We start from the raw sequence: 22,825 nt of genomic DNA on the forward strand, positions 1-22,825 counted from the left end.
TTTCTTAAGGATAGTAAATTATGCAAGAATATAACCCAAAATCAATCGAGCAAAAATGGCAGGACTTTTGGCAAGAGCACAAGAGCTTTGAGCCTGAAGATTCCCAAAGCAAGGCAAAAAAATACATTCTCTCAATGTTCCCTTATCCTAGCGGGGCAATCCACATGGGGCATGTGCGAAACTACTGTATTGGAGATGCGCTAGCAAGGCATTATCGCCAGATTGGTTTTAATGTTTTGCATCCGATAGGTTGGGATTCTTTTGGAATGCCGGCTGAAAATGCTGCAATAAAACGCGGAATCCACCCAAAAACTTGGACTTACGCAAATATTGACACAATGCGAAAAGAGCTCGCAAGCCTTGGGCTTAGCTTTTCAAAAGAGCGCGAGTTTGCCACGAGCGATACAATTTATACGCGTTTTGAGCAGGAATTTTTTATTAAAATGTGGGAAAAGGGGCTAATTTACCGCAAAGAGGCGTTTTTAAATTGGTGTCCTAATGATAAAACCGTGCTTGCAAATGAGCAGGTGATTGAGGGGAAATGCTGGCGGTGCGATACGCAAGTCGTGCAAAAGCGTATGTTTCAGTATTACATAAAAATCACAAACTACGCAGAAGAGCTTTTGGCGGATTTGGAAAAGCTAGAAAATCATTGGCCCTCTCAAGTGCTCACAATGCAAAGAAATTGGATTGGGAAGTCGCGCGGGCTTGATTTTAGCTTTAAGCTTACTGCAGATTCTCAAGCAAAATGCGGAAGTGAGGGCTTTAGCGTTTTTACAACGCGTCCGGATACGATTTTTGGCGTTACTTACTGCGCGATTGCCCCAGAGCACGCTATTATAGATTCTTTACTTGCAAAAAATTTGCTCACGCCCACGCAAAAGGCGCATATTGAATCTATGCGCAAAGTCGCTTCAAAAGAGCGCGCTATGCAGGAAAAAGATGGCTTTGATTTGGGCATTAGGGCAATCCACCCATTGACAAAAGAGGAGATTCCCATTTGGGTGGCAAATTTTGTGTTGGTAGAATATGCTAATGGCGCGGTGATGAGCGTGCCAGCGCATGATGAGAGGGATTATGAGTTTGCTAAAAAATTTAATTTACCTATAAAAATCGTGCTAAAGCCAGCGCTTGAGAATCTGCCATTTTGCGATGATGGCGAGTTGGTGGATTCTGAAAAGTTTAGCGGTTTGCAAGGCGCACAAGCGCGAGATTCTATCATTAGCTATTTTGAAAAAAATAATTTAGGAAAAGGCATTATAAACTACCGCTTGCGCGATTGGGGCGTGAGTAGGCAGCGCTATTGGGGCGCGCCCATTCCGATGGTGCATTGTCAAAAATGCGGAATCTTGCCTGAAAAAATTGAGAATCTCCCCATCACACTTCCTGAAGATGTCAAAATCGATGGCGAGGGAAATCCGCTTGATAAGCACCCAACTTGGAAACACTGCACTTGTCCTAAATGCGGAAGTCAAGCACTGCGCGAGAGTGACACGATGGATACTTTTATGGAATCTAGCTGGTATTTTCTGCGCTATGCCACGCCGAGTAAGTTTTGGGAAGAATGCGCTTTTAGGCAAGAGGACATCGCGCAATGGCTGGCTGTAGATGAATATATTGGCGGGATTGAGCATGCGATTTTACACTTGTTATATGCGAGATTTTTTACAAAAGTTTTGAGGGATTTAGGCTATATGCGCTTAGATGAGCCTTTTGCAAATCTCATCACACAAGGTATGGTGCTAAAAAATGGCGCGAAAATGAGCAAGTCAAAAGGCAATGTCGTCGAGCCAAATGATTTAATTGCGCGTTTTGGTGCGGATACGGCGCGACTTTTTGTGCTTTTTGCAGCACCTCCGACGAAAGATTTGGAATGGAATGATTCTGCGGTGGAGGGCGCTTTTAGATTCTTAAAGCGCTTGTGGGATAGAAGCAAGGATATTATCCCAAGCAAAACTCTGCCAAAAATAGAATCTAGCGCGCTTAATAAGTCTCAAAAGCTCGCGCGCAAAAAGGTGTATGAAGCCTTGCAGAAATCCTATGATATTTTTAGCAAAAAGCAAGCAGGCTATGCGTTTAATACGCTGATTGCGGCGTGTATGGAGGCGTTTAATGCGCTAAGTGAGCAACTAAATGATGGAGATTCTCAAAAGCTAGCAAAAGAGGTGCTAAGTGAGGGTTATTTTATTATTTTGCATATTTTAGAGCCTATCGTGCCACATATTTGCTGGGAGCTAAGCGAGCAGTATTTTGGGCGAGCAAATTTCACAAAGTTAGATATTGATACAAATGCGCTCAAAAGCGATGATGTGACAATCGCCATTACGATAAATGGCAAAAAGCGCGCGCAAATTGAAGTGCCAAATAATTTGGAAAATAAAGAGGTTTTGCGTCTTGCTAAGGAAAGTGCTGGGAAATGGCTAGAAGGCGAGATTCTCAAAGAAATTGTCGTGCCAAATAAATTAGTAAATTTTGTCATAAAGCCTTAGTAAAAAATGAAAATAAATAAAAAATTTAGAATCCACCTTTGCACGCTATGCTTAAGCGCGCTTTTGCTGGCGTGCGGATATGTGCCTGTGAGTAAATATGCGGATTCTGTGTTTGCGCAGGGCGTGTATGTGGAGCTAACGATGAATCCACTTATGCCTGAAGCCTCTGTGGGTGCCAAAGATGCAATCAATCTTGCAGTTTTGACGCGCTTTAAAAATACGCTTGTGCCAAAACAGCGCGCGCATACAATTATCGATATGCGTGTGAATTCCGTGAGTAATTCCCCTATTGCGTATGATGAAAATGGCTTTGTGAGCTTTTATCGTGTCACTGTGAGCCTTAGTTTTGAAGTGAAAAATGACGGGAAAAGTGGCTTGAAAGTTAATAACACAGGCTATTATGACTATGCGGCGAACTCGACTTCAGCCGTTGTGATTGAAGATGCTAAGCTTAATGCTGTCACAAATGCCACAACTCAAGCGCTTGATAAGTTTATCTCGCAAGTAGCTTTCTATGGAAGTCAAATGGAAAGCAAAATGGAAGGCAAGACACAAGCTAATCAACCCCCAAAAAAGGCAAAATCTAAAACAGCGCAAGAGAAAAAGGATTCTAATTGAAAGATACTTATTCTCTTGTGTTTGAAGCGCTCAAAGTCGCTAAAACGCGCAATCTAGATTCCAAAGATACCGCCTTGCTTATCACCCAGCACCTCTACCAACAGCGCAAGCAAGAAAGTAGCGATTTAGAGCAGGCAAAAAATCTTAAAAACCTTTCAAATAACCTTAATGTCGTTTTAATAAAAATTATCCGCGATATCTTTTCCTTGCGCAATAAAGGTAAATACGAGCAGCTTTTCCGCATTGGCGCGCTGAACTCCACACAAGGACTAAAGGAACTGCAAGAGCATTGGAATGAATTTTACAAAAATAAAGATTATGTAAAAATCCAGCAAATGCTTACAAACTCTTTGTTAAAAGCCTTTAATTTAGGCATTTCACAAAACCCTGCCAAATTACAAGAGCTCATCGCTGCCATTACTGCGCACCCTGAAAATCTCGGCGATTTGGATTTTTTAGAGCGCATTAATGAAGCGCTGCAAAGCAAAAAAGAGCTAGAATCTAAGGAGCTAGAGAGTGTCGTTGAGCTTAGCCATGGCTTTTTTATGCAGCTTTTAAATGCAAAGATTAATGAAGAAAATATGAGTGTGCCTAAGAATCCCTTTAGCGAGCAAAAAAATAGGGCAGGGCTGTATGAGCTTTGTGAGCTGTGGCGCAAGGAATGCCAAAGCTTAAATTTAGACAAATATCTAGCCAAATATCCCCAGCTAAAGCCAACCGCACTTTCTCCTGCGACAACTTCCACAAAAACACTCAAAAAAACAAAAACCTTTAGCCTCAATCAAGCCCCAACCAACGCAAATGAAACGCAGGAAAAAGAACATTTCGAGCCAGCGCAAGAAGAGGAAAAAGATTTACTCCCGCTCACAATTCCTATGCTTGAGGCGCTCAATGCGCTTGAAGTAAGCCCGCTATGCGTGATACGGCTAAAAAATCATCAAAATATTTTCCACTCTTTTGGGCAAAGTGGCTATGTGCGCGTGAAAAATATGTTGCGCCTTATGTTTGTGGAAAAAATGCAAGCTTTTATCACGCAAAAAGATGTTTTTGAGCCATGCGAAGGTGTGTTTTACCTCCTTGCAAATGGTGATATGAAAGAGGTTACAAAGACATTTAATGCGTTTTTGCATTCCCTTAGCGCGCAGGTTTTTAGCTTTAGAGAGCAAAAGGAGGTGCTTGAGTTTGAAGGGCGCATTTTTGAAAAAAATGACTTAGAGGGCTTGCAGGAATTGCAGGATTTTATCAGAGGTGGCGCAAACACGCAAAATGACACAGCAAAGGCAAACGAGCAGTGAATCTAGAAAATTATTTGCAAAGCAAAGGCGCGGAAGTCGCACCTTTTGATCCCTTGCGCGCGAAGAGAATCTACGCAAAGCTTAAGCCACATTTGCGCCTGCCTGCGCATATAATCCACATTTTAGGCACAAATGGCAAAGGCAGCACGGGGCGCTTTCTTGCACTTGGCTTATTGCAAAATCAAAAAAGCGTTTTGCATTTCACCTCGCCACATTTATTTAGCTTTAATGAGCGCTTTTATCGCAATGGTGCGAATGTGGATTTTCCCACGCTAGAGCGCGCGCATGAGTTTTTACAGAAGTTTGATTTTGTGAGTGAATCAAGCTATTTTGAATACGCTACTTTTTTGGCACTCACTTTGGCGCAAGATTACGAATTTTTGGTATTAGAAGCTGGGCTTGGCGGGGAGTTTGACTCCACAAGCGCGCTAGATTCTGATTTAAGCTTTTTTACGCCTATCGGGCTAGATCATAAGGAGTTTTTGGGTGATAATATAGAATCTGTAGCTGGAAGCAAACTGCGCGCTATGGGGAAAAATGTCATTTTAGCAAAGCAAGAATTCCCCCAAAGTGTGGAAATCGCAAAAACAATCGCTATAGAATCTGGTGCGAAACTTTTTTGCCTTAGCACAATGCGTGATGAAAAAGAATTTATAGAGAATCTGCGCGCTTTTGATGAGCTTTTTAAAAAGCAAGATTCTTTTTGTGCTAACTCTATTTGCACGCCTACGCCTGAGCAAGTTTTTGAAAGCCTTAAAGCTTATTGCGCGCGCAATGAATATGCGCCATTTTTAGAGCAGAATCTTTTTGGTGCGCTTTTTGCTTTAAAATTTTTTGGGTTAGATTTTGATTTTAGCACGCTCAAAAAGCTTGATTTGCGCGCAAGGTGTGAGAAAATCGAGCCAAATATTTTGCTTGATGTCGGGCATAATGTGGAATGTGCAAAGGCGCTAAAAGTGGCGATAGAGAAATTTTTTAAGGGAAAAAAGCCAATATTAGTGTATAATACCTACTTTGACAAAGACGCTTCCACCATCATCAAACTGCTAAAGCCCTGTATTAGCGAGGTTGCGATTTTTAGGATTGAAGGAAATCCGCGCATAATGCCTTTGGGGGATTTGGAAAAAATTTTAGATGAGCTGGAAGTCAGCTTTAGGTATTTTGATTTTGCGGATTTAGATTCTGCAGATTTGTGCGGGGAGCGGTGCTATGTGGTATTTGGCTCTTTTAGCGTGGCGGAAGGATTTTTAAAGCAAAGAGATTCTAGGCAAACTTTAGAATCTAAGCGTTTTTGAGACTTTTCTTTAAGGAGTGGCTGGTGCAAAATAAACTTATGATTTCTATCGTTGATGATGAGGGTTCAAAGCAGTTTAGCATTCATCGCGTGATTAAAAAGGTGCTTTTTTATTTAGGCGTTGGCATTGTGGTGTTGCTTGTGTCGTATTTGCTAATGGTGAAACTCCTTATTAGCGAGCTTGATTCTCTTATCGCAGAAAAAAATGAGGTGCGCAATAAATTCCAAGAAATTTATGAAAAAAATAACGAACTCGCGCGCAATGTAGAATACAAAACAAACGAGCTTTTTAAAGCAAGTAGCAGGATTAACGAGCTGGAAAAAATTGTTAATATTTATAAAAATTCAGATTCTCTTATCGATGAGCAAAATTATGAGATTGATTTAGAGGATCTAAGCGATATACAAAAGCAAATCGTGCTAAAAATTATCCCAAATGGCGATCCGATAAGGGGCTATGATTGGGACAAGCACGCAAATTTGCAGTCTAAAAAAGCCGAGGCGTTTTTTTATGAGATTCCACAAGGCACGCCGATTTATGCCACTGCAAATGGCATTGTGGATAGCATAAGCAACGCAAAAGGCGGGACTTATGGCACTTATGTAAAACTCGCGCATTCTTTTGGATTTACTTCGGTGTATGCGCATTTGCAAAAACCGCTCGTGCAAAAGGGAGAATTTGTAATCAAAGGACAGCTCATAGGCTACAGCGGGCAGAGTGGGGCAAGCAAAAAAGAGGACTTGCTCTATGAATTGCGCTTTTTGGGATCGCCACTTTCCACAAGCGAATATGCGCGCTGGGATCTTAGCAACTTCAACGCAGTAACGCAAAATAAAGATCAAATCGACTGGAAAAGCCTTGTGTGGGCGCTTGATGACTTAGCGCAATTGCAAAGCTACCGCACCGCAAAAGCTGATACTAATCAAAACGAAATCCACCAATAAAAATTTATAGAATCCAGCCTCATGAGTAGTAAGCGCCTTATTTTGATGATAACCGACCAAGATGGGACGCGCTCTATTAATATCCACTCAATTTTCCGCCAAATCGGGCTTTATGCGCTGATTTTAATCCTCGTGCTTATCATTTATGGTATAGTTTCAATTAGAGCATTTAAAGAGGAAATCGTTAGCATCTCTTCGCTTAATGAAATCATCGCTCAGCAGTATGAAAAAATGCAAGAAAAAAACACCTACCTAAACTCGCAAATCCAGCAACGCTCGGAAGAAATTATGCTTGTGGGAGATAGAGTAGAGGATTTAGAAAGTGTGATAGGCGTGGATGAAGAGGCGCTTAATAATACAAAGGAGGATTTGCGCGAGCGCATCGATATAGCCTCTCTTACAGGTTCGCAAAAAGCCTTTGTGATGAAGTTTATCCCAAATGGCTATCCGCTTGATTATTATAAGCGCATTTCAGCGGACTTTGGCTATCGCATCCATCCTCTGTTTTTTACGAAGCATTTGCATACAGGCATAGATTTTGCCACAGATATCGGCACACCAATTTATGCCACAGCCGATGGAGTGGTGGAGTTTGCCCAGATGGGACATGATGGCGGTTATGGGAATCTAGTCAAACTCGACCACTCTTATGGATTTAGGACCTATTACGCCCATTTGAATAAAATTGTCGTCACGCGTGGCAGTTTTGTCAAAAAAGGGCAGGTGATAGCCTATTCTGGGAATAGTGGCGTTAGCACAGGACCTCATTTGCATTATGAGATAAGATTCTTAGGAAGCGTGCTTGATCCTAAGAATTTTATCGAATGGAAAATGAGCGACTTTTCCTCAATCTTTGAAAACGAAAGGAATGTATCATGGCAATCTTTACTAACGACAATAAACAATTTGATGGAGGAAGCACCTCTTCTGGAGGAGCAACAATCATCGCACAGGGAACAAGAATAAAGGGCGAAATAAACATCGATTGTCGCTTGCATATCGATGGCGATTTTGAAGGTGTGATTAACTCAAAAGACACCGTTATGGTGGGTAAAAGTGGCGTTGTGAGAGGCGAGATTCACACAAATGCGCTCGTAGTAGCGGGGAAATTTATCGGAAATTCTATCTCTAACTTTTTGGAGCTTAAGGCGCAAGGGCGTATTGAAGGCGTTATCACGGCAAGTGAGCTTGTGATTGAGCGCAAAGGTGTATTTGTAGGGGAAAGCAAAATTAAAGATTCTAAAACAAGCGCCCAACCTCAAGCTAAGCCAAAGGAAGGCAAGGAATAAGTAAATTTGCAAGAGTTACTTTACAATTCTTTTGATAAATTTGCCTTCAATTTTGCCTCTAATGGCGCAAATAGCACCGCTTGCGTGCTAGCATTAGCAGATTACAAAGAGGCGCTAAGCGCGTGGAATTTTTTTGATTTTTTTTACAATAACCCACAGCTTGCCCCAAATTTTGCGTCAAAAAATCCCAAAACTTCAGAATCTGCGCCAAAATCTAGTGATTTTTCTAGGGATTTTAAGCCACCAAAGCCTTTCTTGCTTCCGGAAGTGCGCGCGCATTTTGGCGAGGATTTGAGCCCTTATAGAGAGGATTTGCTTTCACTTTTTCAAACCCTGCGTGAGTTTTATGATTTTGGTGGTAAAAAGATTCTCTGCGCGCCGATTTCTAGCATTCTCTACCCACTGCCAAAGCCCGCGCTCTTAAGCTCGTTTCATATTTCAAAGCAAAGCACACTTTCGCCCCAAGCGCTTTTTGAGAAGCTCTTAGAGTTTGGCTATGAAAGCGTGGAAGTCGTGGAGCTAAGCGGTGAAGTAAGCGTGCGCGGGGAGATTATAGACATTTTTATGCCAAGCTTTGAGCTGCCTTATAGAATCTGCTTTTTTGGTGATAATATTGAGAGTATCCGCGTGTTTGAGCCAAGCACGCAAATCAGCCAAAAAGATGAGTTTGACGACTTGCAAATCCCGCCAAGTTTTTTTAATACCACGCCTTTGGGTGCGGTTTCTGATATGGATTCTGCTGACTTTCAAAATAGCGCACAAAGTTTGTGGAATCTCGGCGAAAATGGCGCGCTTTTGCTCACAAATTTCCCTAGCTTTATCACGCCTAGCGCACTTAGCGAGGCTAAGGAAATTGCAAGTTTGCAAAAAAGCATTGATGAAGCACAAGAGGACTTCACGCAAGAGAATTTAGAGCAAGAGGATTTGATACAAGAGAATTTTACACAAGCGCTAGATTCCAAAAACACGCAAGAATCTAGCGCCAAACCCCCTTGCGCGCTTGATTATCTTGCAGATTTTATACTTTTAGATTCTCAAAATACTAGTAAAAATAGTGAGAGCGCAGAAATCACCTTTTCGCCCAAAATGTTAGAATCCCTGCTGTCCTTGCATTCCCAAAAAGATATTATTTTGCTCGCGCCAAATATGGCACTTTTGAAATCCCATGGGCTAGATTTTTCGCAAATCCCGCCAAAGCTTGAGCCAAGATTCCAAAAATTAGGGATAAAAAATATCAAAGCCATCATTTGCCCCAATGTGCTTAATCTCCTTACGCCAACAAAGCTTTTTCTTTCTTTTAACACGCTAGAATCCACCAAAAAAGCGCGCAAAAGACATTCTAAGCTTCTGCTAAATGAACTTAATATCGGCGAGTATATAGTGCATAGCGATTATGGCGTGGGGATTTTTAAGGGGCTTAAGAGCGTGAGTGTGCTTGGTGTGGTGCGCGATTTTATTGAGATTGCCTATCAAGGCGAGGATAAGCTGCTATTGCCTGTGGATAGGCTCGAGCTGATTGAACGCTTTGTAGCGGATTCTGGCAGTGTGCCTGTGATTGATAGGCTAGGCAAGGGCAGTTTTGCTAAACTCAAAGAGAGCGTGCGTAAAAAACTGCTAGAAATCGCAAGCGGGATTATCGAGCTAGCCGCAAGGCGCGAGCTTACAAGAGGCATTAAGGTGGATTGTCAAAATGTGCTTTTGCAAAAATTCTTGCAAAGCGCACCTTTTGAGCTCACAGAGGATCAAGAGCGCAGTATTGATGAGATTTTCAAGGATTTAGAATCCGGGCGCGTGATGGATAGGCTTTTGAGCGGTGATGTGGGATTTGGCAAGACGGAAGTTGCGATGAGCGCAATGTGTGCGCTTGTCTTGCAAGGCTATCAATGCGCATTTTTAGCGCCCACCACGCTTTTGAGCTCGCAACATTTTAGCTCGCTTAGCACTCGCTTTGATTCTATGCTAAAAAGCAATGGGAATCCCGTGAGAATAGCAAAAGTAGATAGATTTGTAAGCGCGAAAGAAAAGACACGCATCGCACAAGAGCTAAAAAATGGAAAAATCGACATTGTCATCGGCACGCACGCACTTTTGGGATTGGAGTTTCACAATCTAGGGCTTGTCATCATCGATGAAGAGCACAAATTTGGCGTGAAGCAAAAAGAAAAAATAAAATCACTTTGCGCGGATACGCATTTGCTTTCCATGAGTGCCACGCCAATCCCGCGCACGCTAAATATGGCGCTTTCAAAGATTAAGGGCTTTAGCACGCTTCGCACACCGCCACTTATGCGTAAGGGCGTGCGGACATTTCTTAAACCGCATAATAACAGCCTCGTGCGCGAAGTCATTATGCGCGAGCTACGCCGTGGCGGGCAGGTGTTTTATATCCACAACAATATCGCAAGTATTGAATCTAAGAAAAAAGAGTTGCTCGCACTTTTGCCAAATCTTAACATCGCGGTGCTACATTCTCAAATCGATAGCGTGGATTCTGAAGATATTATGCAAGGATTTTTACAGGGCAAAAGTCAAGTGCTTCTTTGCACCAGCATTGTGGAATCTGGCTTGCACCTGCCAAATGCAAACACAATCATCATCGAAGAGGCAAACCGCTTTGGTATCGCGGATCTGCACCAATTGCGCGGAAGAGTAGGCAGGGGCGATAGAGAGGGCTTTTGCTATTTGCTTGTGAGAGATGAAGATTCTCTAGGTGATGAGGCAAAAAAGCGCCTAAGCGCGTTAGAGAAAAATTCCTACCTCGGAAGTGGGGAAAATCTCGCTTACCACGACTTAGAAATACGCGGTGGTGGGAATCTGCTCGGACAAGCCCAAAGCGGACATATCAAAAAAATCGGCTATGGGCTGTATCTTAGCATGCTTGAAGAATGCGTAAATAAGCTTAGCGGGCAAGGTGAAGAGAAAAAATCTCAAGTGGATTTGAAAATCAACCTAAGCGCGTATCTCAACCCCGAGCTTATCGCAAGCGACAAACTGCGCTTAGAGCTATACAGGCGACTTTGCCTGTGTGAGGAGCTTAGCGAAGTGTATGAGATAGAAGGCGAGATAGAAAATCGCTTCGGCAAAATCGATGAGCTAAGTCTAAGTTTCCTAGAGCAAATCAGAATCCGCGTGCTGGCAAACAAGCTCAAACTCAAGCAAATCACGCATTTTGGGCAAAATATTAGCTTCACTTATGAAAATGGTGAAAAAAAATCTTTCCAAAGTGCGAGCAAAGATTGGGACGATGTGCTGGGTTGCATTATGCAGGAACTGCGCAAAGAGCTTAAATTAAAAGAGTAGAGTATGCGCAGGAAAAGGCTTAGGGAGTTTGGCGACTTTGAAATGCCCAAAAAAAGGCGATGCGGGATTTGTGGGCGCTTGAAACTCAATGCGACAAATATTTTGCTTATTATTTTTGTGTGTGCGGTGATGTATGTGGCAAATCATTTTGAAATGAAGCAATACCGCGAGAAAAAAATAAAAGAACAAGAGACGCGCCAAAAGGCATTGCAGGATTTTGCGACATTGCAGGATAAATGCTTTTTGAAAAACGATCAAAAAGCCTGCGAGATTCTGAAAGGTTTTGAGTAAAAGTATTTGTTATAGTAAGTTTTATCTATCAAAATTTGCCCCCTCGTCAAAAACAAGAGGGGGGTTGGATTAAATTAAAAAGCAGAGTGGGGACTTTTAAAAAGTGTATTGATAAGAGAATCCATAAAAAGGTTTTAGCTCGTAGTAATACCCAGCAAAGTCACCATCAAGATAGTATTTTGTAACCAAAGGGATTTTGGAATAAAATTCCCAACGATGTTTGCCAGCTGTAGTGATTGCCACCCCAGCATTGAGAAATGCACTTATGCCATTAGCGCTTCCTTTGATAGAGCTTGACCATATATAATCAATATTATACTTCAAATTTCCTATACCAACGCCAAAGAATCCGCCAATATAACTAAAAGTTTTTGGTATATGCCATTCAACAAGTGCATCGATATTGATATTTTGTGTGTCAAAACGATGATTGAAGCTGTACGAATCTAAATCATACGAAAAAGTATAGTCGTAGTAAGCTCTTAATCCAAAAGGTGTTGTGTTGTTTTTAAAGTATTGATAGCCGATTCTAAAAGAGTAATATTGAGTAAAGATTCCGTCATTAGCGTTGGGTATCCCAAAGCCTATAAGCACGCCGCTACGATTTCTACCAAACCACCTCTTTTCCTCTTTTTCAAGCTCGCTTAATCGCTGATATTGAAGCTCTTTTTGTAGTTTTTGAAGTTCAGATTCTTTGTCTTTGTCCTCTAATTCTTTGCTTTTCACGTCTTGCGTTTGCGCGTTATTTTCTTGTGTGTTTTGAATTTGCGTGTTTGCATGATAATTTTCGCCATAGAGGCTAGTCAGCAAGAGAGCTGCAAGAATAAATTTTTTCATCGGATTTGTTCCTTTCGTGGTTAAGATAATAAAAACGCGCGGATTATACCCCCCCCCCTCATTAGACTATCCTTAAGGCTAAAATAAAAAAATTTAATAGTAGGTGGATAATAAGAATTTCATCATTTAATTTATGAAAACTGCACTTTTCAACTTTTTATATTTAGGAATGCCCTATGCCCTGTGCTTATCTTATTTTTTGTGTTTCTTATTTTGCAATATTTGAAATATAAGCTTGTGAATGCAAGAAAATTTAAGAGTTTTAAAAAAATCGTTGTATTAAATTTGGCTAATTTTTTAATGTTGTTTTAAAAAAAAATAGAATCCTTTTTGACATTTTTTTCATTTCTGCTTTACTTCTCCCTTTAGATTCTGTGTAACTTCGTAACTTTGTAAAAAAGTTTTTGATGAATTTAATGAGTTTCCTTGAAAAAAAAAAAAAACAATATCATTTGATTGTGCGCTTGAAATACGGCGTAAAAACAAAACAAAAAAAAAGGAGAAAACACAATGACAAAATACTTGAAAATTGCTTGTATTTTGGGAATCTTAGGATTAGGGTGCAATATAATTGCTGATGATATGCAAAAAGAGATAGAAGCTCTAAAGAAAGAAAATGAGCTTTTGGAATTAAAGAAAAAGAATGAGCAGTTAAAGGCTGGGAAAGAAGTAAAAGAATCTAGCGCAGAATCTGCTGTTGATAAAAGTGGATTCTTAGGATTCTGTAAAGGAGAGCATAAGAATACAGGTTGTTTTATAGGGGTTGAGTTGGGATATGCGCCGAGTGTGGAAAATTACATGAGTGTGGATATCCCACTTAATTACACAACCTTTAATCAATCCACCTACGCACTTCCCATCAATCTAGCTTTAGGCTGGCAATGGTATTATGCACAAAATGCAGGATTTCAGTTTAAGGGCTATGTGGGATATGCGAGCTACAATTCAAGTCAAGATGGGCAAGAGACAATTGATTCAAGTAGCGGGCAAACATCATATGCCCAAAAAACTGATTACCTTAATTCCTCCGCAGTGCATTTTGGTTTAGAAGCCTCATATCTTTATGATTTTATCTACAATGAAACGCATACCTTTGGTGCAAATGTAGGTATTGGCTATGAGTTTGGCGTATTTATGGGGCAAGGATACAAAAACGATGTTACAGGCTATAGCACAAATTCTATAGATTTTGATTCCTACTTTGGCTCAAGTTTTATTACAACCATTGGGATTCATTACTTCTATAAAAGTCATCATCAATTTGGGCTAAGCTATCGCTATAAAAGTGGCTATACAATAGGTGAAGGCGGAAGTCAAACAATAACAGACGCAGGAATAAACGCACCTGTCAAATACTCCACCACACCAAAAAGCGCGATAATGCTTTCATATCTTTATAGATTCTAAAAGTTTAGAATCCGCTAGCCCTTTTGAAGTGGCTAGCAGATTTCCAGCAAATATTTTATACATTTATCAAGTGCTTTTTTGCGGTGTGAAATCGCGTTTTTTTTCTCTATCTGCGCGAGTGTCTGCGTATAGCCATTTGGCATAAAAATCGGATCATAGCCAAATCCGCCATTTCCCAAAATCTCTCCAATCACCCTACCCTCGCAGATTCCCTCAAAGTGCCTAGCGACATTTTTAGAATCCAGCAAGCAAAGATTTGCCACAAAACGCGCTTTTGATTCTCTAACCCCAAGCGTTTTAAGCTCAAAAAGCACGCGTTCGACATTAAGCCTATCGGTGTTAAAATCCTTTGGTAAGCCCTTTTTGTAAGTGTTCCATGCGCTAAATTCCAAAGTTTCTAAATCTAAAAATCGCGCGCTATAAATCCCAGGACTTCCTCCCAGAATATCAATGCAAAGCCCGCTATCCTCACTTAAAATAAAAAAATCTCCATTTTGCAAATCCTGCAAATCTTCCGCTGAAGTTTTATGCAATAAAGCGCTATCTTTTAAGGTGCCACTTTTTAAGGATTCTTGCAAAGCCTTATAAATCGCCTCTGCTTTAATCCTTGCATTTTCTGCGAAACTACTGCCATTTTCTACGATTTCAAAAGGTGTCAAAAAATCGCTAAAACTTCGTATTTTAAGGCTTTGTAATGGATTTTTAGCAATTAGATTATTTAAGTGATAGTTTTGCTCTACTCTGCCCTTATTTAGGGAATCTTTGGTGTCACTACAAGAAGAATTTTTTAAAGATTGTGCTACGCTTAAAGATTCTGCAAAAATCGCCTGAATCTCTTTGACTTTGTGCAAGTTAGAAGTTGCTAGAATGAGGAGCATTTGGGTTTCCTAGTTTAGATTTTCCTAAAAAATAATAGAGGTGGTGTCCTCGATGCGATTTGAACGCATGACCTCTCGATTAGGAATCGAGTGCTCTATCCAGCTGAGCTACGAGGACTTAGCAATGCAATGTGTGAGAGAATGCTTTAAAAGGCGAGATTCTACTTAGATTTTCTACACAAATCAATAAATTTTTCATTTTTTTAGCGTTTTTTTTGTAAAATACGCGACTATTTTTGATAAAAAAGGGGTTTTTATGGCGGTAAAGGTAGCAATCAACGGGAGCGGGCGCATTGGCCTATGTAGCGCGCGCATAATAGGAAAGCGCGATGATATCGAGCTTGTGGCGTTTAATAGCACCGCGGATATCGATACTTTGGTGCATTTGTTGCGCTATGATTCCGTGCATGGGCGCTATGATGTGGAAAAGCTGGATTCTCACACCTTGCGTATTGGGAACAATAAATGCGTAAAAATTTTAAGCGATAGGGATCCTAGCAATCTTGATTTTGGCGACGCGCAGGCTGTGATTGAATGCACGGGGAAATTTAACTCAAAAACCGCTTCAAGCGCGCATCTTAAGGGCAATGTGAAAAGGGTGATTATCTCCGCACCCGCTGATGAGGCGCCGACCTTTGTCTATGGTGTCAATCACACAAGCTACGCGGGCGAGCCTGTGATTTCCAACGCTTCTTGCACCACGAACTGCCTTGCACCCATCGCAAAAGTCCTCAACGACGCCTACGGGATAGAATCCGCGCTTATGACGACAATCCACAGCTACACAAACGACCAAAATGTCCTTGATGTCAAGCATAAGGACATCCGCCGTGCGCGCGCTGCAGCGCTTAATATCATCCCCACAAGCTCTGGCGCGGCAAAAGCAGTAGGATTGGTAATCCCTGAGCTTAGCGGGAAGTTTAATGGCTTTGCCGTGCGCGTGCCAACGCCGGATGTGAGCCTTGTAGATTTGAGTGTGAATCTCAAAAAACAAGCGAGCAAAGAGGAAATTAACGCCCTTTTTGAAAGCGCGCAAAACACCACGATGAAGGGAATTATCTATGTAGATAATGAAAAGTGCGTCTCAAGTGATTTCATCGGCTCGCCTTATAGCGCGATTTTTGTGCCGGACAAAACGCTAGCCATCGGCAACAGCGCAAAAGTGCTGGCATGGTATGATAATGAAATGGGCTACTCTACGCGCCTTGTGGATATGAGCGTGTATGCAATCACACATTAGCAATCAAGGGGCAACAATGCTAACTTTTAGCCAAAACTTCGCTACAAAAGACAATAAAGCACAAAAAGACGCGCTTTTTTCGCAAATTCTTAAAGAAAAGCAAAACAAGGCAAGTGGATATTATGAGCTTCCATTCCAAAAGCGCGCATTGCAAGATTCTAAGGAATATCTAAACGCGCATAAAGAGCTTTTAAAAAACCTTAAAGATCTCGTCATTATCGGCGTTGGTGGTAGTTCGCTGGGGCTTAGAGCGGTAGATTCTCTACTTTCGCACACTAAAAATCGCAAAAATATCGCGCTTCATTTTTTAGAACATACGGATTCTATCGCTACCAACGCCACGCTAAAAAAGCTTAAATTTAAAAACACGCTTTTTGTAGCGATTTCAAAATCCGGCACGACGATTGAAACTTCCTCGCTGATGAAATATGTGCTGGAGCGCTTCAAGATTCTTGAAAACAAGGAATCTAAAAAGCACCTGCTAGTCATAACTGATGAAAACTCGCCCTTGCAGCAATGGGCGCACAAGGAGCATATCGCTGCGGTGTGCATTGATAAAAATGTCGGCGGGCGCTTTTCGGGGCTTAGCGCGATTGGCATACTGCCTCTAAAAATTCTTGGTTATGATACAAAGGCGCTTCTTAAAGGCGCAAGGGAGTTTGCGGAAAGCTTTTTTGCGCGCAAAGAAGAGCATTTGTTGCAAAAGGCGCTTTTTTTGGCGCAAAACTACAAGCGCTACCCGATTAATGTGCTATTCTCGTATGCAAGCGTTTTTAAGGATTTCAACGCGTGGTATGTCCAGCTGTGGGGGGAAAGTTTGGGGAAAATTGCGCAAAATGGCGATTCTATCGGGCTTACGCCTGTTGGGTTGGTTGGCAGTATCGACCAGCACTCATTTTTACAGCTTATCGTGCAAGGCGTGAAAGATAAAAGCGTAACTTTCCTCGCACTTAGCCCTAAGCTTTTTACAAAGCCCACAATCCCAAATCTTAAGCTTGAGTTTTTAGAATCTACAAATTTTGTCAATACGATGAGCTTCGCGCAGTTGCTCTACAAACAGCAACAAGCCACGATGCAAACGCTTCAAGCCCAAAATATCCCAACGGATTTTATCAAGCTAGATTCTCTTAGCGAATCGAGCGTTGGCGCGCTTATAATGTATTATGAGCTTTTGACTTCTGCGGTGGGTTGCTTGTTTGAGATTAACACTTACGATCAGCCCGGCGTGGAATTTGGCAAAAAGCGCTTGTTTGAGGACATTACCAAAAAGGCAAAAGCGTGAGAGATGGATTTTTAGCGAATCTTTTTCAAAAGTTTAAAAATTTCAATGAACTTGTGATGTTTCAGCACACCGCTTTTTCTGCGGCGTTTATCCTTGTGGCGATGGTTGTGGCGAGCTTGAAAGTCAATTTTGGCGTATGGGTGGGGACAAAAACCTTTCTTCTTTGCGCACTAGCGCTTATTAGCGCGCGAAATTTTGCCATGGCGTTTAATAGATTAGCAGACAGACGCTATGATATGCTAAATATCCGCACAAAGAGCCGTCCTAGCGTTGATGGGCGTATTAGCTTTATGGCGATGAGCGTGTTTTGCGCGCTTAATGCGATTATTTTCATCGTCACTTCGTATTTTATCAATCCCCTAGCCTTCGGGCTTTCTATCCCATTTTTATTTGTGCTTGGTGGATATTCTTTGATGAAGCGATTTTCCTACCTTGCGCATTTGGTGCTTGGGATTTCTTTGAGTTTGGCGCCGATTGCTGGCTGTATCGCAGTTTTGGGAAGTTTAGAAATGTGGTGTCTGATGCTTTCTATTGGCGTGATGTTTTGGGTGGCAGGATTTGACTTGCTGTATTCTTTGCAAGATATGGAGTTTGATTTAGAGCATAAGCTTTATTCTATCCCTTCGCGCTTTGGCGCAAAAAATACGCTGTATCTTTCAAGGATCTTTCATATCTGCACGCTACTTTTTTGGGGAGCTTTTATCTTTGAATCTAGCGTGCTTGGCGCTGTGAGCTATTTGGGACTTTTTGTCTGTGCGCTTATGCTACTTTATGAGCAATACCTTGTGCATAAGGATTTTAGAAACATTCCAAAAGCATTTTTTGCCACTAATGGCTATCTTGGGTTTATTTTCCTAGCATTTGTGCTAGCTGATGGGGTTTGGCACTATGGAATTTAGAGAGTTGCTAAAAAACTTTGGGATTGAAACGCGCCTTGGAGCGTGCCATCTAAATATCGCTTATGACTATCTTAGCAAATCTAATCAAGCGCGCTATGAAGCGGAGTTTGTGGGGTTGGCAAATATGAGCGATTCTCCGATGTCACGCTATATCAATGTTTTGCGTGCTAAAAATCGCGCTGAAGAAGGTGGCGAGGCGATTTTTGAGCTTTTAAGTGAAATATACAAAAAGCTTGATAATTTAGAGCGCCTTTTGAAGCAAGAAGATTCTGAACTGCCATCTTTACCTTATAATGCTAAACTTGCCTTCATCGGACACGACGCGCTTTGTTTAGAAAGTGAATCTTTCTTGCAACTTGATGCGCTATATATGCGCTTGTTTTTGCCAACTTTGCCACAGCATTATATTGGTATCTTTGCTAAAGCGCTAAATCCGCAAATCGCGCAAATTGAGAGAATACATATCCGCGAGAGGCAGGCGTATGATAGCTTTGTCGTGGAATGCGAGCGCACAATGATTTTGGATAAAAAAAGCCTACAATAACACCACAGAAGGAACACTATGTTTGGAATCCCCCTTACCACGATAAGCATTGTTTGCAGTCTTTCTTGTTTGAGTATTGTAATTTTGCTTATTTTGGCAAACTCACTCCGCTCTAATGATGTGCATAAGCGTATCGCGCATTTTGAGCGTGGGATTGAGGAACTTAATAAAGAGCTGTATAAAATCCGCAAGTGGATCAAAGACAACGAGCTAGAAAATCAATACAATAACACCGCTCTTGGCGCGAAAGTGAAATCAGAGGTGCGCGATGCGCTGGATAATGGGCTAATCAAGGTGTATAGGCAGATTGAGCTACTTGAAGCGGATATACAAAAGCAAAATGACTATACAGAGGAAAAAATGCTTCTTTTGGAAGAGAAAATGCGCGAGATTAACTTCACACCTTCAAATGGGAATCCAATCGATGAAAAGCGCATAACAACGCTTTTTAAAGAGGGTTGGAGTATGGATTCTATCGCAAGAGAAATGCGCCTAAGCAAGGGCGAAGTTGAGCTTATTTTAAAGCTTGCAAATATCCGCTAGCTTATTTCAATTATCCCTTCTGCGCGTGATTTAAAGCTTTTTACTTAAAAATATTGCTAGATTCTATCTCTTTGGCTAAATCTTACAAATCTCTTGGAATCTTTTTTGCTTTTATCCCTTAGAAATTTTGCCTAGATTCTAGAAAGGTTTGCTTTGAAGTATCTATCTTTTATAATTTTTACGCTTTTTATGGCTTCTTTTGTGTCTTTATTTCACGCTTGCAAAGCTGGCTACAATGGCTCATTTCAGCAACCTTTGCTTAAAGGTTCGGATTCTAAAATGTGGGCGCATGATGATGACGAAAATGAAGCAGTATCTAAAAAGCGAAAGAAGCCCACGCGTGGCGCGAATACATCATTTTTTGCACGCGATAGTATTTTGGAGCAATCAGACTTGGCACTTGAAAGCTCTTTGGATAATTCTGATTTTAGCAAACAAACAAAAGAAGTGCTAAAAAAAGCGCATAAAGCCTATAAACAGGATATTACAAACCTTAGTGGAAACATTACGAAAAATTGGGCGAATGATGAATTTGAAGTCTCTAGCACCAATAAAATGGTGAAATACAGCGATCATTATCTTTCAAAGTCAAGTATCGACTTCCAAAATGGAGTAATCCGCGTAGAAACCATTGATAAAAACAACCCCGAGCAAGCGCTCAAAAATGCTATCATAATGACTTTGCTCACGCCTCAAAATCCAAGCGGTGTGGATTTATACACAGATTCTGAAGTGAAGTTTAATGGCAAGCCGTTTTTAGCTGGACTTGTCAAGGATAATGAGGGGCAGGATATTTTGTATGAATGGCGGGCGAAAAAATATGCGGATTTTCTTTTACAAAATAATCTCAAAACGCGCACAGACGCCAAAGGCAATAAGGTGTATTTTGTAGATGTGAAAATGAGTGAAAATTACCAATCGCTTGCAGGCAACAGCTATCAAGCGCATGCGCAAAAATACGCCAAGCAATACAACCTAGAAGGCGCGCTTGTGATGGCGATAATCCACACGGAATCTAACTTCAACCCCTACGCGATGAGCCATGTGCCAGCTTATGGGCTTATGCAGATTGTCCCAAGCACGGCTGGAGCGGATTCTTATGAGCTTATCAATGGCAAGAAAGGTATGCCAAGCAAAGATATGCTTTTCACGCCAGAGACAAATATCCACTATGGAAGCGCGTATCTGCACATACTTTTTGAGCGCTATTTGAAGGGTATTACAAATCCGCTTTCTCACGAATACTGCGTGATCGCGGCGTATAATACAGGAAGTGGAAATGTCCTGCGTGCCTTTCACAGCGACAGGAAGCAGGCAATCAATGTGATAAACTCGCTCACTCCTGAGCAGGTGTATCATCGCCTCACTACGCGTTTGAACGATGAAGGCAGGCGCTATGTACAAAAGGTGACAAACTTCAAAAAGCAGTATGTAGGCATATAATGAGACTTTTTGAATTTACTTCAGAATCTAAGTCCTGCAGTTACATTCCCAGCGAGCGAAGCACTATGCGCTATTTTTACATACAGGATTGCTCGAATATTTTTTATTTAGGGTTATTAGAGCGCGGGTGGAGACGCTTTGGGAATCATTTTTTTGTCCCAGTGTGCGGGGATTGCAAAAAGTGCATTTCTATACGCACACTTGTACAGGAATTTAGATTTAGCAAAAACCATAAGCGAGTGCTAAAAAATAACCAGAATACCCAAATATACATACAAAGACCTACCATTAGCGAAGAGCATTTAGCACTTTATGACAAATACCATCGCCATATGCAGCAAAAAAAAGGTTGGGAATACATACCCATTACGCAAAAATCTTATATGGAAATGTTTGTCGATGGCGCACAGCACTATGGCTATGAGTTTTTGTATTTTGCAGATTCTCGACTTGTGGGCGTGGGGCTTGTGGATATTATCGAGCAAAGCATAAGTGCGGTATATTTTTTCTATGACCATGATTTTGAGCATTTGAGCCTTGGCACTTTTAATATTCTCACACAGCTAAAAATCGCACAACAAAAGAATCTGCGCTACTTCTACCCCGGCTATTGGATAAAGCAACACTTTTGCATGGGTTATAAAGAGCGCTTCAAGCCTTTTGAATACCTTCATAACGCGCCAGATATTTTTGAAGCCACAGATTGGAGAATGTATGAAGGCTAGCGCTTTGCAGGGGCTTTATGGGATAAGCGATACAATTCTTACACCTTATGAAACTCTAGAATTACAACTCAAAGATGCCATCAAAGGTGGCTTAAAAATCTTTCAATTAAGGAATAAAACTAGCGATGATGACGCACTTAGAGAGAAAATCTATCACTTAAGCAAGCTATGTGCTAAAAATAATGTTTTATTTGTGCTAAATGATCGCGTGGAGCTAGCCTCACGCCTTAAGATTCAAGCGTTGCATATCGGTAGAAACACGCACACGCAGACTTTAGATGATACGCACTATTTGGAATATTTTAGCAAAGTGCGCAAGCAATTTAGCGGGATTTTGGGCGCGTCAGCATATGGCGATATTTCACTTGCAAAAAAGCTAGAAAATCTCGGCGCGGATTATGTGGCATTTGGTGCGATATTCCCTTCAATCACAAAGCCTAAAGCGCCTTGTATAGGCGTTGAGACACTTTCTCAAGCAAAGGAGGTTTTGCGCATTCCCATTTGTGCTATCGGTGGAATTAGCAAAGAGAATATTAATCTGCTAAAAATCGCTGATATGTGCGCTCTTATCAGTGATTTATGGGATAAAAATCCACTTTTAAATGCTCAAATTCTTTTACAAAGGTGGCGCACATGAAATTTCCAAATATTTTTACACCGGTTTTAAGCATTTCACCAGCGGATTCTCACGCACTTAATTCCGCCCTATCGCATGTAAAAATAAAATTTGCCAACACAAATATTTTTCTCACAAACAAAGAGCTTGAGCTTATCCAGCCACTCACGCCCACAGATTCTAAGGATTCTAATCAGCATATTGAAATCTTGCAATCTCATCAATCAAAAAATTCAGAATATGTATGCGAAGCAGAGGCGAAGCGCGATTCACTCGCGCGAGACGATATAATTAATAATACAAGCCTAAACCCCAAAGCTTTGCTTATTTTTATCGGCGGTTTTATGGATAGTATGCATTTGGTGGTGTTTAGGCAGTTTGCCTTTTTTGCGCAGGGGGATTTTGTGCGTTTGCCAAATTTTTGTGCCAAAATGTATGCGACTTTTAATAGCAAAGCGCTTTTCTCCTCTCTACTGCCTGCACTTGTAGTACAGGGATATGAGCCTTATATTTTTGCGCATAGTTGGGGCTCGGCTAATATTTGCAAGGTGCTTCACAAGCTGGATTCTGCGCCAAATCCACTTCCAAAAGATTCTATAAAGCTTCTTGTTACGCTTGATCCTGTGGGTTATTGGAAACTGCACCAAAAGCCACAAAGTATTCAGCATTGGTGCAATATTTATATTGGGGATAAATTTTCTCATTTGAAATATTCAAATATTTGCACCTATTTTGGGCATGCGTGGAATCATTGTAGTGGCGCTGATAGCGAGATTATGCTTGATAATTTACACTCAAAGACTAAGAGTGCTAAAATAATACATCACGCAAGCATTAGCACTATGTTGCAGGCATTTAACACCGCTAATATTCCCTACTAACGCGATAAA

21 protein-coding genes and 1 tRNA gene are annotated in these 22,825 nt (G+C 41.2%); 19 read left to right on the forward strand and 3 right to left on the reverse strand.

Going from position 1 to position 22,825, the window contains the following annotated elements:
• The first annotated feature begins 20 nt into the window (after positions 1-20).
• From leuS to CQA49_RS04090, 9 genes are read left to right on the forward strand one after another with little or no spacing between them, the layout of a single operon-like run.
• A complete protein-coding gene (leuS, locus tag CQA49_RS04050; protein ID WP_115574693.1) occupies positions 21-2,489 on the forward strand; it encodes a leucine--tRNA ligase in 2,469 nt (822 codons plus the stop codon).
• Between the two features lie 6 nt (positions 2,490-2,495).
• Entirely contained in the window at positions 2,496-3,107 is a 612-nt protein-coding gene (gene lptE, locus CQA49_RS04055; RefSeq protein WP_115574694.1) for an LPS assembly lipoprotein LptE, read from the forward strand.
• A complete protein-coding gene (locus CQA49_RS04060; protein ID WP_115574695.1) occupies positions 3,104-4,402 on the forward strand; it encodes a hypothetical protein in 1,299 nt (432 codons plus the stop codon). The genes lptE and CQA49_RS04060 overlap by 4 nt, the downstream gene beginning before the upstream one ends.
• Complete coding sequence (locus CQA49_RS04065) at positions 4,399-5,697, forward strand: bifunctional folylpolyglutamate synthase/dihydrofolate synthase (RefSeq protein ID WP_115574696.1); 1,299 nt, start codon at positions 4,399-4,401, stop codon at positions 5,695-5,697. The genes CQA49_RS04060 and CQA49_RS04065 overlap by 4 nt, the downstream gene beginning before the upstream one ends.
• 23 nt (positions 5,698-5,720) lie before the next feature.
• Entirely contained in the window at positions 5,721-6,641 is a 921-nt protein-coding gene (locus CQA49_RS04070) for a M23 family metallopeptidase (protein WP_115574697.1), read from the forward strand.
• Positions 6,642-6,662: 21 nt separating this feature from the next.
• Positions 6,663-7,607: a M23 family metallopeptidase gene (locus CQA49_RS04075; RefSeq protein ID WP_115574698.1), complete on the forward strand. Its 945-nt coding sequence runs from the start codon at positions 6,663-6,665 to the stop codon at positions 7,605-7,607.
• Positions 7,517-7,930 (forward strand): polymer-forming cytoskeletal protein, encoded by a 414-nt coding sequence (locus CQA49_RS04080; RefSeq protein ID WP_115574699.1) that lies wholly within the window; start codon positions 7,517-7,519, stop codon positions 7,928-7,930. The genes CQA49_RS04075 and CQA49_RS04080 overlap by 91 nt, the downstream gene beginning before the upstream one ends.
• 6 nt (positions 7,931-7,936) lie before the next feature.
• Positions 7,937-11,230, forward strand: coding sequence for a transcription-repair coupling factor (gene mfd, locus CQA49_RS04085; RefSeq protein WP_258864181.1), 3,294 nt, complete (start codon positions 7,937-7,939; stop codon positions 11,228-11,230).
• A 3-nt stretch (positions 11,231-11,233) separates the two neighbouring features.
• Positions 11,234-11,521 (forward strand): hypothetical protein, encoded by a 288-nt coding sequence (locus tag CQA49_RS04090; protein WP_258864182.1) that lies wholly within the window; start codon positions 11,234-11,236, stop codon positions 11,519-11,521.
• Positions 11,522-11,617: 96 nt separating this feature from the next.
• On the opposite strand, the gene CQA49_RS04095 is transcribed toward CQA49_RS04090, so the two are convergent.
• Complete coding sequence (locus tag CQA49_RS04095) at positions 11,618-12,358, reverse strand: outer membrane beta-barrel protein (protein WP_115574700.1); 741 nt, start codon at positions 12,356-12,358, stop codon at positions 11,618-11,620.
• 510 nt (positions 12,359-12,868) lie between these two features.
• Here CQA49_RS04095 and CQA49_RS10460 point away from each other — a divergent pair.
• Entirely contained in the window at positions 12,869-13,765 is an 897-nt protein-coding gene (locus CQA49_RS10460; protein WP_258864183.1) for a hypothetical protein, read from the forward strand.
• 32 nt (positions 13,766-13,797) lie between these two features.
• On the opposite strand, the gene CQA49_RS04105 is transcribed toward CQA49_RS10460, so the two are convergent.
• Positions 13,798-14,643 (reverse strand): non-canonical purine NTP pyrophosphatase, encoded by an 846-nt coding sequence (locus CQA49_RS04105; protein ID WP_115574701.1) that lies wholly within the window; start codon positions 14,641-14,643, stop codon positions 13,798-13,800.
• Positions 14,644-14,684: 41 nt separating this feature from the next.
• Positions 14,685-14,761: transfer RNA gene (locus CQA49_RS04110), tRNA-Arg, on the reverse strand.
• 138 nt (positions 14,762-14,899) lie between these two features.
• Between CQA49_RS04110 and gap the strand changes: the two genes are divergently transcribed.
• From gap to CQA49_RS04155, 9 genes are all read left to right on the forward strand, one after another.
• A complete protein-coding gene (gene gap / locus CQA49_RS04115; protein WP_115574702.1) occupies positions 14,900-15,883 on the forward strand; it encodes a type I glyceraldehyde-3-phosphate dehydrogenase in 984 nt (327 codons plus the stop codon).
• A 16-nt stretch (positions 15,884-15,899) separates the two neighbouring features.
• Complete coding sequence (locus CQA49_RS04120; RefSeq protein WP_115574703.1) at positions 15,900-17,165, forward strand: glucose-6-phosphate isomerase; 1,266 nt, start codon at positions 15,900-15,902, stop codon at positions 17,163-17,165.
• On the forward strand, positions 17,162-18,064 hold the full coding sequence (gene mqnP / locus CQA49_RS04125) for a menaquinone biosynthesis prenyltransferase MqnP (RefSeq protein ID WP_258864184.1): 903 nt from the start codon (positions 17,162-17,164) through the stop codon (positions 18,062-18,064). The genes CQA49_RS04120 and mqnP overlap by 4 nt, the downstream gene beginning before the upstream one ends.
• On the forward strand, positions 18,054-18,608 hold the full coding sequence (locus CQA49_RS04130; RefSeq protein WP_115574704.1) for a hypothetical protein: 555 nt from the start codon (positions 18,054-18,056) through the stop codon (positions 18,606-18,608). The genes mqnP and CQA49_RS04130 overlap by 11 nt, the downstream gene beginning before the upstream one ends.
• Before the next feature lie 18 nt (positions 18,609-18,626).
• A complete protein-coding gene (locus CQA49_RS04135; protein WP_115574705.1) occupies positions 18,627-19,151 on the forward strand; it encodes a hypothetical protein in 525 nt (174 codons plus the stop codon).
• A gap of 201 nt (positions 19,152-19,352) precedes the next feature.
• A complete protein-coding gene (locus tag CQA49_RS04140) occupies positions 19,353-20,594 on the forward strand; it encodes a murein transglycosylase domain-containing protein (protein ID WP_181882602.1) in 1,242 nt (413 codons plus the stop codon).
• Positions 20,594-21,319, forward strand: a complete 726-nt coding sequence (locus CQA49_RS04145; protein ID WP_115574707.1) for an arginyltransferase — start codon at positions 20,594-20,596, stop codon at positions 21,317-21,319. Before CQA49_RS04140 ends, CQA49_RS04145 begins: the two co-directional genes overlap by 1 nt.
• Entirely contained in the window at positions 21,309-21,956 is a 648-nt protein-coding gene (locus CQA49_RS04150; RefSeq protein ID WP_115574708.1) for a thiamine phosphate synthase, read from the forward strand. Before CQA49_RS04145 ends, CQA49_RS04150 begins: the two co-directional genes overlap by 11 nt.
• Positions 21,953-22,816, forward strand: a complete 864-nt coding sequence (locus tag CQA49_RS04155; protein ID WP_115574709.1) for a hypothetical protein — start codon at positions 21,953-21,955, stop codon at positions 22,814-22,816. The genes CQA49_RS04150 and CQA49_RS04155 overlap by 4 nt, the downstream gene beginning before the upstream one ends.
• Positions 22,817-22,825: the final 9 nt, after the last annotated feature.

The organism is Helicobacter sp. MIT 00-7814 (genome assembly GCF_003364115.1).
Taxonomy (GTDB): Bacteria; Campylobacterota; Campylobacteria; order Campylobacterales; family Helicobacteraceae; genus Helicobacter_F.